This is a genomic window from Pseudomonas mandelii (assembly GCF_006438925.1).
GTDB lineage: Bacteria > Pseudomonadota > Gammaproteobacteria > Pseudomonadales > Pseudomonadaceae > Aquipseudomonas > Aquipseudomonas mandelii_C.
Map to the genome: position 1 here is coordinate 174186 of NZ_RCZA01000008.1, position 13865 is coordinate 188050.

Below are 13865 nucleotides of genomic sequence, written 5' to 3' on the forward strand. Positions count from 1 at the left end.
ACTGTCCCTCTTTCTTTATTGACGTGAACAAAAATTTCTTCATCCACGATGAAAAAAGGCCTTGTCAGAAGGGCTACGTGGATCTTCTGCTGGGCGCATTCTTTGAGTACAGCCGCTGTAGTTTGTTCCCCCCCTTCAGCGGAAGGTAATCCGGGATGGGCGTAGGAAAATTCAATAGAGAGGTCGCTGGCTTGAAAGGGGGTTGCGTATCGCCCCAAGCAGTGGCGATATAAGCGCCTAATAAAATTTCAGGGGTCGTTGTATGCCGCTCGCCACGTTGATTCATCGCGCCAGTTTGCCCAGCCCGCAAGTGTCTGCGGAGCAAGCGCTTGAGCTGCTGATAGCACATTACGGGCTGAGTGGAAAATTGCAGGCCCTCGGCAGCCAGCAGGATCTTAACTATCGGGTCGACAGCGACCAGGGGCGTTTTGTCCTGAAAATCTGCCGTGGCGATTACTCGGCGCAGGAGCTGCACGCCCAGCACGCCGGGCTCAAACATTTGGGTGAACACCCCGATGTGCATGTACCACGAGTGATTCCCGCCAAAAACGGTGCAGACCTTCTCTCCCTGGAAGTCGGCGGCCAAACGGTGCATGTGCGCCTGCTCGATTACATCGAAGGCCAGTCGCTCACACACCTGGATCATCTGCCCGGTTCAGTGGTGGCCGGTTTTGGTCGACTCTGCGGTGAAATGGACCTGGCGCTGGCTGGTTTCGACCATCCGGGCCTTGAGCGCACCCTTCAATGGGACGCCCGCCACGCCAACGCGCTGATCGCGCATTTGCTGCCGGTCATCAAGGACGAGCAGCAACGCCGACTGATCGCCGATGCGGCTGAACAGGCCGAACGCCATCTGCAGCCGCTGGTGGATAAGTTGCCGGTGCAAGCGATTCACATGGATATCACCGACGACAACGTGGTGTGGCAGCGAGATTCGCAACGCCAGTGGCAATTGCAGGGTGTGATCGATTTCGGCGACCTGGTTCGTACCTGGCGCATCACTGATCTGTCGGTGACCTGCGCGGCGCTGCTGCACCACGCTGATGGCGATCCGTTCTACATTTTGCCGGCGGTTCAGGCCTATCACGCTGTCAATCCGCTCACGGATGAAGAGCTACTGGCGCTCTGGCCACTGATCGTCGCCCGTGCGGCGGTGTTGGTGCTCAGCGGCGAACAGCAGGTCAGCATCGATCCTGGCAACGACTACAGCCGCGACAATCTCATCCACGAGTGGGAGATTTTCCGCGTCGCTACATCGGTGCCGTTGGCGTTGATGGAAGCGGCGATCCTGACCTCGGTCGGTCAGAGTCTGCCGAGCATCGGCAGCGAAGGCTTCGCGCCGCTACTGCCGAGTCTGGTGGGGCGTGAGTTTGCGTTGATCGATTTGGGCGTGCTCAGTCCGCATTTTGAGGCCGGCAACTGGGAACAAGAAGGGATCGATCAACGTCTGTTGACCGAAGCCGCCGCGGCTCACGGTTTGGCGGCCAGTCGTTATGGGCAATATCGCTTGTCCCGCACCCGGCCGGACAGCGCCACTGAGCCGGACACGTGTCCATTGCACGTCGAATTGCGCGTGCCCCACGGCACGGCGGTCGAATCACCGTTTGCCGGGGTGGTGCATCAGCCAGCGGCGGGTGTGCTGCAACTGGACGGCCCGCAACTGAGCGTGCGCCTATGGGGCGTGACGCCGTCGCTGCACACGGGCGCGGCGCTGGTCAAAGGCCAGGTGCTGGGTTCCGCCAGCGGGCCGTTGATCGTACAGTTGTGCCGCGGCGCTTCGTTCACGGCGCCGATGTTTTGCACGCCGTCCCGCGCGGCGGCCTGGCAAGCGTTGTGCCCGTCCCCAGCTGCTCTGCTGGGGTTGGCCTGTGACGCTGAAGAAGAACTCGATTCGCAGACGTTGCTGGCGCGCCGTGACGCCAGTTTTGCCCGTACCCAGAAGCACTATTACGTCGACCCGCCGCGTATCGAACGCGGCTGGCGCAATCACCTGATCGACATGCAAGGCCGTTCCTACCTCGACATGCTCAACAACGTTGCGGTGCTTGGCCACGGTCATCCGCGCATGGCCGCTGTCGCCAGCCGTCAGTGGTCGCTGCTTAATACCAACTCGCGGTTCAACTACGCAGCGGTTGCTGAGTTTTCCGAGCGCTTGCTGAAGTTGTCGCCGGATTCCATGGACCGGGTGTTTCTGGTCAACAGTGGCAGCGAGGCCAATGACCTGGCAATCCGTCTGGCATGGGCCTACAGCGGCGGTCGCGACATGCTCAGCGTGCTGGAGGCCTATCACGGCTGGACAGTAGGCGCGGACGCGGTCTCGACTTCGATTGCCGATAACCCGAAGGCCTTGAGCAGCCGTCCGGACTGGGTGCATCCGGTTACCGCGCCGAACACCTATCGCGGCGAATTCCGTGGACCGGATAGCGCGCCGGACTACGTGCGCAGCGTCGAACACAACCTGGCGAAAATTGCCGAGCAGAAACGTCAGCTGGCCGGTTTCATCTGTGAACCGGTGTATGGCAACGCCGGTGGTATCTCGCTGCCGCCGGGGTATTTGAAGCAGGTTTATGCGCTGGTTCGCGCTCAGGGCGGTGTCTGCATCGCCGACGAAGTGCAGGTCGGTTACGGCCGCATGGGCAAGTTTTTCTGGGGTTTCGAAGAACAGGGCGTGGTGCCGGACATCATCACCATGGCCAAAGGCATGGGCAACGGCCAGCCATTGGGCGCGGTGATCACCCGTCGGGAAATCGCCGAAGCGCTGGAGGCCGAGGGTTACTTCTTCTCGTCGGCCGGCGGCAGCCCGGTCAGTTGCCAGATCGGCATGGCAGTGCTGGATGTGATGGAGGAAGAAAAGCTCTGGGAAAACGCTCAGGTCGTGGGCGGTTATTTCAAGGAGCGGCTTGAAGCGCTGATCGATATTCATCCGCTGGTGGGCGCGGTGCATGGTTCCGGCTTCTATCTAGGCGTCGAGTTGATCCGTAATCGCGAAACCCTGGAACCGGCAACCGAAGAAACAACGGCGCTGTGTGATCGATTGCGCGAGCTGGGGATCTTCATGCAGCCGACTGGCGATTACCTGAACATCCTCAAGATCAAACCGCCGATGGTGACCTCGCGTCAGAGCGTGGATTTCTTTGTCGACATGCTGTCGAGGGTGCTCGCAGAGGGTCTGTAAACATCTATCTACTGTGGGAGCGAGCTTGCTCGCGATGAGGCCTTTTCAGTCAACATCAATGTTGAATGTTAGTCCGCTATCGCGAGCAAGCTCGCTCCCACAGGGATAGTGTAAAGTTCGATTATTATCTGGGTTTCTTGAATTAATTTCGACAGGTGGATTGTTTTAAGCTTTAAAAGCCGATTTTTATCGGCTATAAAGTCACCGCTGCCCCGGTGTGGATTCACCACGCCCGGTGCTTCCCATTTCTGTCATTGGTCGATGCCACACTCGACCCTCAAGCAATTCCCCGGAGATGATTCATGAGCCGTATCGTTACCGTCGCCGCCACCCAGATGGCCTGTTCCTGGGACCTTGAAGCCAACATCGAGACCGCTGAGAAGCTGGTCCGTGAGGCCGCGGCGAAAGGCGCGCAGATCATCCTGATTCAGGAACTGTTCGAGGCTCCGTACTTTTGCCAGAAGCCGAACCCGGATTACCTGCAGCTGGCCACGACCGTTGAAGACAACGTCGCCATCAAGCACTTCCAGAAAGTCGCCAAAGAGCTGCAAGTGGTTCTGCCGATCAGCTTCTACGAACTGGCGGGCCGCGCGCGTTTCAACAGCATCGCGATTATCGATGCCGACGGCAGCAACCTCGGGATTTATCGTAAAAGCCATATCCCGGACGGCCCTGGCTACCACGAAAAGTATTACTTCAATCCGGGCGATACCGGTTTCAAAGTCTGGAACACCCGTTACGCGAAAATCGGCGTGGGTATCTGCTGGGACCAGTGGTTCCCGGAATGCGCCCGCAGCATGGCGTTGCTCGGTGCAGAAATCCTGTTCTACCCAACCGCGATCGGCAGCGAGCCACACGACAAGACCATTTCGTCCCGTGATCACTGGCAGCGCGTGCAACAAGGCCATGCCGGCGCCAACCTGATGCCGCTGATCGCCAGCAACCGCATCGGCAACGAAGAGCAGGACGGTTACGACATTACGTTCTACGGCTCGTCGTTCATCGCCAACCAGTTCGGCGAGAAGGTTCAAGAACTCAACGAAACCGAAGAAGGCATACTGGTTCACAGTTTCGACCTCGACGAGCTGGAGCACATCCGTAGCGCGTGGGGTTCGTTCCGTGATCGTCGCCCGAACCTGTACGGCGCCATCAAAACCCTCGACGGTTCCCTGGAGTCCTGATCGTATGACCACTTTGCACAGTACGCCTCGCGCCGACGGCTTTTACATGCCCGCCGAATGGGCGCCACAAACCCAAACCTGGATGATCTGGCCCGAGCGCCCGGACAACTGGCGTCTGGGTGGCAAACCGGCGCAAGCCGCGCACGTCGCGGTAGCCAAAGCCATTGCGCGTTTTGAACCGGTGACCGTGGCGGTTTCCGCCGGCCAATACGAAAACGCCCGTGCCCGTCTGGACGTGCCGAATATTCGTGTGGTGGAAATGTCCAGCGACGACGCCTGGGTTCGCGACACTGGCCCGACGTTTGTCATCAATAACGGTGGCGAAGTCCGTGGTGTGAATTGGGACTTCAACGCGTGGGGCGGTTTCGACGGGGGGCTGTACTCGCCGTGGAATCGCGATTCGCAGGTGGGCGGCAAAATCCTCGAGATCGAGCGCAGCCAGCGCTACCGCACCGAGGGCTTTGTGCTTGAAGGCGGTTCGATTCACGTCGATGGTGAAGGCACGCTGATCACCACCGAAGAATGCCTGCTTAACCGCAATCGCAATCCGCACATGAACCGTGCAGAGATCGAAGCGGTGCTCAGCGCGAATCTGGCTGTGGATAAAATCATCTGGCTGCCGGACGGTTTGTTCAACGACGAAACCGACGGCCATGTGGATAACTTCTGCTGCTACGTGCGTCCGGGCGAAGTGTTGCTGGCCTGGACCGATGACCCGCAGGACCCGAACTACCCGCGCTGCCAGGCGGCGATGAAAGTGCTGGAAAGCAGCACCGACGCCAAGGGTCGCCCATTTACGGTGCACAAGATGCCGATTCCGGGGCCGCTGTATGCGACCGAAGAAGAGTGCGCGGGTGTTGATCCGGTGGACGGGACTCAGGAACGTAATCCGACCGTGCGTCTGGCCGGTTCCTACGTGAACTTTCTGATCGTTAACGGCGGCATCATCGCGCCGAGCTTTGACGATCCGCTGGACGGTCCGGCTAAAGAGATTTTGCAGGCGCTGTTCCCGCAGCACGAAGTGGTGATGGTGCCCGGCCGCGAACTGTTACTGGGAGGCGGAAATATCCACTGCCTTACCCAACAACAGCCAGCACCGCACAAGGAGTGAGTGGGGTTGTAACAGCTTGAGTTGATTGCAAAATAATTCAGGCAAACGTTTTCACTCACGGTCTAGCAGAAAGCCCGCAGCCCTACAGGACTGCGGGCTTTTTTGTATCCGCTTGTCGACAGTTGCGAAACCTTGGCACAGCTCTTGTATCTCTCATGGTGCAAAACAGGGAGGGGAGAACTGCGATGTTCTGTCATAAACCTTGGATAAGTTAGCCGCTCACAAACCAGGAGAGAGCGCGGAAATGAACGCCGAAATGAATGTGGTGAGCGAGCGGGCGTTGCATCCCCTGGCAGTAAACAGCGAATCGCTCCAGGTCCTGGCGCACTGGTTGAAGTCCAATGGAACGCGTCAGATCAGAGAACCTGATCCGCGCCGGATGATGATCGAACGCTACCCCGCTGGTTTATTCAGCGAAGCGGAGCTGGAAGCGTTGTGGGATGTGATGGAAGGATAAGAAGAAAAACAACGGATTGATAAAAGCGCTGCCGGGATGGCGGCGCTTTTTTATGCCTGTAGGTTTTTTGTGATCACTGCAGACCCAATGTGGGAGCGAGCTTGCTCGCGATGGCGGTGGATCAGTCGACATCGATGTTGACTGCCCAGCCGCCATCGCGAGCAAGCTCGCTCCCACAGGGTTTTGCGGTGTTTAGAAGCTGTAGGTCCCGGTCACGACCAGGCTACGCGGTTCGCCCGGTTGAATCTGCGCCGCACTGGTGGCCGACGAGTAATAAGTCTTGTCGCTGATGTTGTTCAGCGCCGCGCGTAAATCCCAATCCTTCTGCCGGAACCCGGCCAGTGCATCCCAACGGCCATAACCCGGCAGCACGGTGGTGTTGAGGTTGTCGGCATAACGCTGGCCGACCAGGGTCAGACCGGTTTCGGCGTACCAGCCCATTTCCGGTTTCCAGGTCAGGAACAGGCTGCCGTTATGCTTGGCCACGTTGCTGATGCGTTTGCCTTCAAAGCCGTTGTTGTCCTTTTCGACCGTCGCGTCCTGCACACCCACGCCACCGCGCACGTACCAGTTGCCAGCGATCTTGCCGGTACCGGTCAGCTCAATCCCGCGGGAACGTTGCACGCCGGTCATCAAGGTGACGGTCGGATCGTTGGGATCGCTGGTACGGCGGTTGTAGAGTTCCAGTTCGTAGATCGCCAGCGTGGTGCTCAGGCGATCATCGAGCCAATCGCTCTTCACCCCGATTTCTTTTTGCTTGGTCAGCTCGGGACTCAGGTCGTTGCTGTTGCCGGTGGCGCCGGGGGTGATACCGATCAAACCACCGCCGACCGGGGAAAAGGTCTTGGTCCAGGAGGCGTAGAAGGAATGATTCTGCAGCGGCGTCCATACCAGTCCTACACGCGGGCTGGTGCTATGGCTGTCGCGATCTTCGGAAATGTCCCGCAGCTTGTTGGTCGACTCGATGTCGAAGGTGTCGTAACGCAAGCCGGCCAACAGTTGCCATTGATCATTCAGGCGCAGTTGATCCTGCACGTACACTGCACGGCTTTCGACTTCGGTGTGAGTGCTGCTGGACACTTGCATCCGCCCGGTGTGGCGCAAATTGCGGTCGGGATTGTACAGGTCCAGTGCCGGTACAGGCTGAGTCCCGCGTCCGGTGGCCGCGTTGTACAACGTAGGGTCGCGCCGCTGGCTGCCGATTTCAATGCCGGTCAGCAAGCGATGCTCAAGGCCGAACGTGTCGAAACCGCCTTCCAGTTCGACGTTGTTGTAGACGTTGCGTGTGGTCAGGTCCTGTTGCCAGTGCTGGCGCGTCACCTTGTTGGTCGTCGGGGTGTAGCCAGTCAGGTAGGTGTTGTCGAAATCGCTGTTGAGCTTGAACACGCCCAATGTGTGGCGCAGCTGCCAGTTATCGCTGAGCTCATAACTGAGCTTCGAGCGCAGGGATTGTGACTTGTCGTCGATGAAATCGTGTTCGCTACCGTAGGTCGTATCCCGTCCTACGTCCGCAGGGCGTCCGTTTACACCGGGGATGCCGCGATCCGGCGTACGGTTGTAGCGGCTGTATTCGTACTGCACCAGCCAGTTCAGGTCCGGCGTCAGTTGCCAGCTCATCGACGGAGCGAACAGTTGGCGATTGCCGCTCACGCCGTCGCGGAAGCTGTTTTGATCCATGTTGCCCATGTTCAGGCGCAGGCTGATGTTCTCGCTCGGGTCGGTGCTGAGGTCGGCGTAGAGGCTGCGCAGATCATCGCTGCCGCCCTGGGCCTCGAGGGTCGAGCGGCGACCGAATTCGGGCAGTTTGCTGACCCGATTGACGATCCCGCCCTGACTGCCACGGCCATACAAAACAGCGGCCGGACCTTTGAGGACTTCGATGCGTTCGATGTTGTGCAAATCGCGCACGTATTGGCTGTCGTCACGGATGCCGTCGAGGTAGAAGTCGTTGCTGGCGTCGAAACCGCGGATGCGCAGGCTGTCGAAGCGAGTGTCGGCGCCGCTGCTGACGTTGGGGATGCCGCTCAGCGCGGTGCCCAGATCGTTGGTGCCGTAATCCACGACGTTCGCGGTTTTGATCGAGTCGATGGCTTGTGGAACGTAGCGCACCGGCGTGGCGGTGCGGGTCGCGGTGCTGGTTTCCTTCACGCGCGTGTCATCGGCTTCAACTTCGGCGCTGATCGACGTCTCGGGTAAAACAGTGGTGGCGGCGCAGGTAAAACCGGCAGAGAGAAATGCAGAAAGCCCAAGGGTGACGGGCGTGAGGCGAAAGGGGGCGGGCATCTGAAGCGCATCCGAAAGGGTGGAGAAACTCGAGGGTGCGAATGGTAATGCTTGTTATTTACTTCCGTTAATTATTCTTGAAAGGTTTCGCTGTTTGATTATTTCGAATTGTGTCGAGATGGCTACAGTGGAGCCGTGAGGCCATTCGACCGATTCCTGAAACAGACTGAAAGCCATTGCAGCGTTTTTCAGAAACGGGAGGAGGACTAATCTGCCGGCATCTGTTTTTCCTACGCTTTTGCCGGAGTCTTCTCATGATCCTTCACTACATTTACGACCCGTTATGCGGCTGGTGCTATGGCGCAAAACCGTTGGTGCAAGCCGCTCAGGCTGTGTTGCCAGTGATCGCCCACGGCGGCGGCATGATGACCGGCGCCAACCGCCAGACCGTTTCGCCACAACTGCGCAACTACGTGATACCCCACGACCGACGCATTGCCGAGTACACCGGCCAGCCGTTCGGCGAGGCGTATTTCGAAGGATTGCTGCGCGATGAGACAGCGGTGTTCGATTCCGCACCGCCGATTGCCGCGGTGCTGGCAGCCGAGCAGATCGCCGGCCGAGGACTGGCGTTGCTGGGGCGTTTGCAGTGTGCTCACTACGAGGAAGGTCGACGCATTGCCGATGAAGCGGTCCTGTTTGAACTCGCACAAGACATCGGTCTGGAACCCCAGGCGTTCCAGGCTGCTTTCAACAAAGCTGAAACCGATCGCCACATCAAGGACAGTCGAGCATTCCTGGCCGAGGTGGGCGGTCAGGGTTTCCCGACCTTCGCCCTGGAACACAACGGCCAATTCAACCTGATCGATATCAGCCCGTGGCTCGGCAAGCCGCAAGCCTTCGTGGCATGGCTGAGTCAGTCGCTTCCCGGACAAGCGTCATCTTTGGAGCTTCAAGCCTGTGGCCTGAACGGCTGCGCCCACTGACGTCGACAAGTGATTTCTTAGACGTTTCCACATATTTACAGACGATTCATGAAATTGACACATCGTTAAGGGCGCGGCTAGGATTCGCCCCACGCCTGTGGCTAACCGCCATGATCCTAAAATAACAAAAAGGCCCGCCACGATTTCTTCGTGCGCGGGCCTTTTTGTTTGGGGTGAAAAAAGAGTGCGATAGCGCCGTTTCAGCCGTTCGACACAGCGCGTATCAACCGGTCATAAGGAAAAGAACAAAATGTTGAACAAGCGAATCAGCCTGATCGCTCTGGGGATGTTGAGCGCTACACAGGTCATGGCTAACGACCAGGCCGAATCCAAGGGTTTTGTTGAAGACAGCAGCCTCAAAGTGCTGCTGCGCAATGCCTACATCAATCGCGACAAAAAAGACGGTAACGATGACCAGCGTGAATGGGGTCAGGCTGCCATCGGCACCTACACCTCGGGCTTCACCCAAGGTACCGTCGGCGTGGGCGTTGATGCCTTCGGTCTATACGGCTTGCGTCTGGACCGTGGTAGCCACAGCGGTGGCCAAGGCATCGACTTCTTCAAGGAAGGCGACAGCGGTAACCCCGCCGGCGACCTGGCCAAAGCCGGTGGCGCGGTAAAATTCCGCGTATCCAGCACCGTTCTGACTTATGGCGACCAGATGCCGGTCCTGCCGGTGTTGAGCTACGACAACGGGCGTCTGCTGCCGGAAAGCTACACCGGCACCCTGATCACCTCCAAGGAGATCAAAGGCCTGGAGCTGAACGCCGGTCGCTTCACCGCCGAATCGCGCAAAAGCGCTGAAGGCCGTGACAGCGCTGGCCTGAAGTCGATCAACGTGCTGGGCGGTAGCTACCAGTTCACCGAACAGTTCAAGGCTGCGCTGTACGCCTCCGACGTCGAAGACGTGTTGAAGAAGCAATACGTGAACGCCAACTACGTGTTCCCGATCGACAAGGATCAGTCCCTGACCCTGGACTTCAACGGCTACCGGACCAAGCTGGACGATTCCTACGTTCGCGAAAGCGGTGCGACCGGCGACGACAACAAGATCTGGAGCCTGGCCGCCACATTCGCCACCGGCGCGCACTCGTTCACGCTCGCCCACCAGCGCAGCACCGGCGACAGCAACCTGGGCTACCCCTACGGCGGCTACCAGAAGGATCAAGGTCGCGTCGGCGACGGCGGCAACACCATCTACCTGGCGAACTCCTACTGGTCTGACTTCAACGCCGAAGACGAACGCAGCTGGCAGCTGGGCTACGGCCTCGACTTCAGCACCTTCGGTATTCCAGGCCTGAGTTACAACTTTGCCTACGTGCGCGGCGACAACATCACCACCTCCACCAGCGAAGGCGGCACCGAGCGCGAAATCTTCAACCAGTTCAAGTACGTCGTGCAAAGTGGCCCGGCCAAAGACCTGAGCGTGAAACTGCGCAGCTCGATCCTGCGTGTGTCGCAGAAATCGAGTGAGTACAACTCCAGCGGTAATGAAGTGCGTGTGTTCGTGGATTACCCGATCAACATTTTCTGATGATCGGTTGCGCTATCGAGGCCTGATGCAAGGCTGAGAAAGGAAAAGCCCCGACTGGTTCGGGGCTTTTTTGTGGGCGCGATTTAGAGCTCAACGCGCTCAGCTATTTCCTGCGTTGAACCGGGACGGTTCTTGAGTAGGAAAGGGATCAGGCTGATATTCATCGCGCGCTCAAACGGTTGAAATATTGGGCGAGAAATCCAGCTGACTTTGGTTACTACCATGGGCATATTGCTGAAAACTACAGTGCGTTGCCGCATTGATGAGGATTTGAAGGCGCGGGCTACTGAGGTCTTGGGTACTTGCGGCCTGAGCATCAGTGATGCCATGCGTCTTTTTCTTCGTCAGGTTGTAGCAACTCAGGGCCTCCCGTTTGAGGTACACGTCCCTTCGGAGAAGACGGCCCGCGCCATGATGGAAGCACGAGATATTCGCCAGCGGTTCGACTCGATAGACGACATGCTGAGGGACGCTGATGGTGAAATCGGAAAAAAAGCAAAAGCGCGCTGAGCTGCCCAAAGTACGCACAAATAAGCAAATCACCGTGGAAACCGTGATCGTCGAAAAGCCTTAGAAAATCCGTAAACGAACAAAAATTTAAAACATGTTCGGATCTGTACTACTCTGAAGGCACATCCCTTTGCCCGAAGGAGTCCTTCCAATGGCCACTTCATCCTCCGTCCGCACCGCTCCCCAAGAGCTCGACACCCCGGAAGCCGGCCGTGTGGCGCTCAAGTTCTTCTTCAACCTGATGGAGCGTTGGGGCTGCACCGCCGAAGAACAGCGCACGCTACTGGGCAAGGTCGGCAACACCACCTTCTATAAATACAAACACTTGCCGCCCAATGTGCGTCTCCCTCACGACACCCTGGAGCGCATCTCCTACTTGATGGGCATCCACAAAGCCCTGAGCATCATCTTCAGCAACAACCGCGACCGCGCCTACAAATGGGTCAGCAGTCCGAACACCGCTGCGCCGTTCAATGGTCAATCCGCGTTGAGCTATATGCTGGCCGGCCGGGTGGTGGACATCGCTGACGTGCGTCGCTACCTCGATGGCGTCCGCGGCTGATGGCCCCGGAAGTCGTGCTCCCCGAGTGGAACCGTGCCTACCGGATGATCAATAGCGCGTTCCCCCCGATCACCCTGTTTGAGGACGTACTCGACCCCGAAGACCTGCAAACCGCCTACGCCCTGGAAGCCCTGACCAACGACCGGTTGGTGCAAGAAGCCGGCGTGCTCTCCCGCGTGCTGCCCGAAGACCGAATCTCCGGCCCCGGCTCATCACCGGTCATGGCCGCGTTCACCCACATCGGCAAAACCAGCCGCTTCACCGACGGCACCTATGGCGTCTACTACGCCGCCAGCAGCCAGGCCGCCGCCATCGCCGAAACGAGCTATCACCAGGAACGCTTCCTCGCCGCGACCAACGAACCCGACATCGAGTTGACCCTGCGCACCTACGTCAACAAAGTCGTCAAACCGATGCACGACATCCGCCAAAACTATCCGGACCTGCACCACCCGAATCCTGACGCTTACGGGCCGTCACAAGCCTTTGCCCGGCAACTGCGTGAAACCTTGTCGTGGGGGCTGCTATACAACAGCGTCCGGCTGCCTGGGCATGAATGTGTCGCTGCGTTTCGTCCGCCGGCCGTGTCTATTCCGAAGCAAGGCAAGCACATTCGTTATGTGTGGAGTGCGAGCAGTCGGAAGATTTCGTTTGTGTTTGAAGTCAGCGAGGTGTGAGCCGGAAACTAAAAAGCCCCGATTGATTCGGGGCTTTTTCTTGTGTGCGATTTGTTTATGGCGCGACGTTACTGGCTCGGTTGTTACCCGGTGCATCGAGCACCTTCGCTACGTCATCGATGATCGCCTTACTCATATCCTGCAAAAAGTGCGACGCCCAGGCATGCCGGTCAGTGTCACGAACCATGGCGGCGTCAGATGCGAGAAGTTTGGCGATGTGGAGCAGATCGGAAGCGTGGGAGAGGGCTTTGATCACCGGGACACCGGCGTTGATGCGGAACAGTGGTTGGTTGCCGTGGAAGGAGAAAGGGGTGAGGCCGATGGTTTTCAGATCTTGGGGGTTGGTCATTGGGCACCTCCGGTTTTTGGGCGGTGGTGGCGGGTGACCCAGTGTGGCAGTAGCGAAAATTTTGAATGGATTGCGGGCATGCATAAGGAGAACTCCGGTTGGTTCCTGCATCGAATTCGAGTTCTCAGGCCCGGTCGCTGAATTGGCAGCGACGGGTTGAAGGTAGCTGGAGGGGAAAGAATGCACAATCGTGGCTAGGTGGTGGCGTGGGTTGAAGGTTTTAGTGGTTTTTATGGCTGGGCAATAATTATTGCCCAGCCATAATTTTCATAATTTGAAAAAGGCTTGTTGAGGCCTTGTCGACTTGCTGAAGAAGGCATCAGGAATGGATATCGAATTGGATAAGTTTCAAAAGGATTTGCTGGAATCTGTACGCGAAATGAATGAGAGCCAAACGCTTCCAATCGTTGATGGGAGGCCGTTAACGAAGAAACGCATCGACTCGCCTATGTCGTCTCCAGCGACACGTTCTAATAACGTGTCGCTGAAAGTGAAAAAAAGCGACACGTAACAAGACGGACTACATCAGAAGGGACTGAGTCCTACTGCAAAATCGCACAACGTCTAGCAGGCGTTAGCTTGTGAAATGACGATCTGAGGCAAAGCCCCGGCATCGTTGGATGGCAACGTAAAAGTCGTTCGAAAGCCGAGTTTATCCAGCATGTCCATCATTGCATCGATCGTAAATTTCTCGATCTTGCCAGTGGTGAGCTCTGAAACGCGTGATTGGGTCACGTTCAACCTGGCTGCAGCCTCACTTTGTTTGAGGCCCAGGGTTTTGATGTAGTCAGTGATGAATATCGATAGCTCCATCTTCAACGCTTTTTTGCTAGCGACTTCGCTGTCATGCGTGACATGGAATGGGCTGTCGAAAAATTGAACTGCCATGAATGCCTCCCTCCTTTGAGTTATCTAAAATTTGCGATAAACGCAGGCTAGTCGATTGATCGTTTTTGATGAAAACGTATTGTGTCTGCGAGACATAACTCATTACACCAAGTAACTAATGATGTTCCCGCCCCCACCTTTATCCCCTCCAGCTAACTCCCTACATTGAACTCCAACGCCTACCCATTCATTCCGAAGGGAAGGTCACTGGA

At 57.6% G+C, this 13865-nt stretch carries 13 protein-coding genes; 10 read left to right on the forward strand and 3 right to left on the reverse strand.

Annotated features, from left to right (window positions below; all coding sequences use genetic code 11):
• The first annotated feature begins 262 nt into the window (after nucleotides 1-262).
• The 4 genes from EAH74_RS19705 (at nucleotide 263) to EAH74_RS19720 (ending at nucleotide 5924) form a co-directional block, all read left to right on the forward strand.
• Nucleotides 263-3175 (forward strand): aminotransferase, encoded by a 2913-nt coding sequence (locus EAH74_RS19705; protein WP_140680498.1) that lies wholly within the window; start codon nucleotides 263-265, stop codon nucleotides 3173-3175.
• Between the two features lie 302 nt (nucleotides 3176-3477).
• Nucleotides 3478-4356, forward strand: coding sequence for an N-carbamoylputrescine amidase (aguB, locus tag EAH74_RS19710; protein WP_140680500.1), 879 nt, complete (start codon nucleotides 3478-3480; stop codon nucleotides 4354-4356).
• A 4-nt stretch (nucleotides 4357-4360) separates the two neighbouring features.
• A complete protein-coding gene (gene aguA / locus EAH74_RS19715) occupies nucleotides 4361-5467 on the forward strand; it encodes an agmatine deiminase (protein WP_140680502.1) in 1107 nt (368 codons plus the stop codon).
• Between the two features lie 244 nt (nucleotides 5468-5711).
• Nucleotides 5712-5924, forward strand: coding sequence for a hypothetical protein (locus EAH74_RS19720; protein WP_046045525.1), 213 nt, complete (start codon nucleotides 5712-5714; stop codon nucleotides 5922-5924).
• A 192-nt stretch (nucleotides 5925-6116) separates the two neighbouring features.
• On the opposite strand, the gene EAH74_RS19730 is transcribed toward EAH74_RS19720, so the two are convergent.
• A complete protein-coding gene (locus EAH74_RS19730; RefSeq protein WP_140680506.1) occupies nucleotides 6117-8207 on the reverse strand; it encodes a TonB-dependent receptor in 2091 nt (696 codons plus the stop codon).
• Nucleotides 8208-8461: 254 nt separating this feature from the next.
• Here EAH74_RS19730 and EAH74_RS19735 point away from each other — a divergent pair, with 254 nt between their 5' ends.
• From EAH74_RS19735 to EAH74_RS19755, 5 genes are all read left to right on the forward strand, one after another.
• Nucleotides 8462-9133 (forward strand): DsbA family protein, encoded by a 672-nt coding sequence (locus EAH74_RS19735; RefSeq protein WP_140680508.1) that lies wholly within the window; start codon nucleotides 8462-8464, stop codon nucleotides 9131-9133.
• A 250-nt stretch (nucleotides 9134-9383) separates the two neighbouring features.
• Entirely contained in the window at nucleotides 9384-10667 is a 1284-nt protein-coding gene (locus tag EAH74_RS19740; protein ID WP_140680510.1) for an OprD family porin, read from the forward strand.
• A gap of 222 nt (nucleotides 10668-10889) precedes the next feature.
• Complete coding sequence (locus tag EAH74_RS19745; RefSeq protein ID WP_140680512.1) at nucleotides 10890-11177, forward strand: type II toxin-antitoxin system RelB/DinJ family antitoxin; 288 nt, start codon at nucleotides 10890-10892, stop codon at nucleotides 11175-11177.
• A 151-nt stretch (nucleotides 11178-11328) separates the two neighbouring features.
• Complete coding sequence (locus EAH74_RS19750) at nucleotides 11329-11739, forward strand: MbcA/ParS/Xre antitoxin family protein (protein WP_140680514.1); 411 nt, start codon at nucleotides 11329-11331, stop codon at nucleotides 11737-11739.
• Nucleotides 11739-12416 (forward strand): RES family NAD+ phosphorylase, encoded by a 678-nt coding sequence (locus EAH74_RS19755; protein WP_140680516.1) that lies wholly within the window; start codon nucleotides 11739-11741, stop codon nucleotides 12414-12416. Before EAH74_RS19750 ends, EAH74_RS19755 begins: the two co-directional genes overlap by 1 nt.
• A gap of 55 nt (nucleotides 12417-12471) precedes the next feature.
• Here EAH74_RS19755 and EAH74_RS19760 read toward each other — a convergent pair whose 3' ends face one another.
• Entirely contained in the window at nucleotides 12472-12765 is a 294-nt protein-coding gene (locus EAH74_RS19760; protein ID WP_140680518.1) for a DUF3077 domain-containing protein, read from the reverse strand.
• 325 nt (nucleotides 12766-13090) lie between these two features.
• On the opposite strand from EAH74_RS19760, the gene EAH74_RS19765 reads away from it, so the two are divergent.
• On the forward strand, nucleotides 13091-13276 hold the full coding sequence (locus EAH74_RS19765; protein WP_140680520.1) for a hypothetical protein: 186 nt from the start codon (nucleotides 13091-13093) through the stop codon (nucleotides 13274-13276).
• Between the two features lie 53 nt (nucleotides 13277-13329).
• Here EAH74_RS19765 and EAH74_RS19770 read toward each other — a convergent pair whose 3' ends face one another.
• The gene (locus EAH74_RS19770) at nucleotides 13330-13653 is read right to left on the reverse strand and encodes a helix-turn-helix domain-containing protein (RefSeq protein ID WP_140680522.1); all 324 of its coding nucleotides are present in this window, start codon (nucleotides 13651-13653) and stop codon (nucleotides 13330-13332) included.
• Between the last annotated feature and the right edge of the window lie 212 nt (nucleotides 13654-13865).

Excerpts from the sequence above, each read along its gene's own strand:
- EAH74_RS19750 (WP_140680514.1), top strand. The coding sequence starts at position 11,329 with ATGGCCACTTCATCCTCCGTCCGCACCGCTCCCCAAGAGCTCGACACC.
- aguA (WP_140680502.1), top strand. The coding sequence starts at position 4,361 with ATGACCACTTTGCACAGTACGCCTCGCGCCGACGGCTTTTACATGCCC.
- EAH74_RS19760 (WP_140680518.1), bottom strand. The coding sequence starts at position 12,765 with ATGACCAACCCCCAAGATCTGAAAACCATCGGCCTCACCCCTTTCTCC.
- EAH74_RS19730 (WP_140680506.1), bottom strand. The coding sequence starts at position 8,207 with ATGCCCGCCCCCTTTCGCCTCACGCCCGTCACCCTTGGGCTTTCTGCA.
- EAH74_RS19755 (WP_140680516.1), top strand. The coding sequence starts at position 11,739 with ATGGCCCCGGAAGTCGTGCTCCCCGAGTGGAACCGTGCCTACCGGATG.
- EAH74_RS19745 (WP_140680512.1), top strand. The coding sequence starts at position 10,890 with ATGGGCATATTGCTGAAAACTACAGTGCGTTGCCGCATTGATGAGGAT.
- EAH74_RS19740 (WP_140680510.1), top strand. The coding sequence starts at position 9,384 with ATGTTGAACAAGCGAATCAGCCTGATCGCTCTGGGGATGTTGAGCGCT.
- EAH74_RS19770 (WP_140680522.1), bottom strand. The coding sequence starts at position 13,653 with ATGGCAGTTCAATTTTTCGACAGCCCATTCCATGTCACGCATGACAGC.
- EAH74_RS19765 (WP_140680520.1), top strand. The coding sequence starts at position 13,091 with ATGGATATCGAATTGGATAAGTTTCAAAAGGATTTGCTGGAATCTGTA.
- EAH74_RS19720 (WP_046045525.1), top strand. The coding sequence starts at position 5,712 with ATGAACGCCGAAATGAATGTGGTGAGCGAGCGGGCGTTGCATCCCCTG.
- aguB (WP_140680500.1), top strand. The coding sequence starts at position 3,478 with ATGAGCCGTATCGTTACCGTCGCCGCCACCCAGATGGCCTGTTCCTGG.
- EAH74_RS19735 (WP_140680508.1), top strand. The coding sequence starts at position 8,462 with ATGATCCTTCACTACATTTACGACCCGTTATGCGGCTGGTGCTATGGC.
- EAH74_RS19705 (WP_140680498.1), top strand. The coding sequence starts at position 263 with ATGCCGCTCGCCACGTTGATTCATCGCGCCAGTTTGCCCAGCCCGCAA.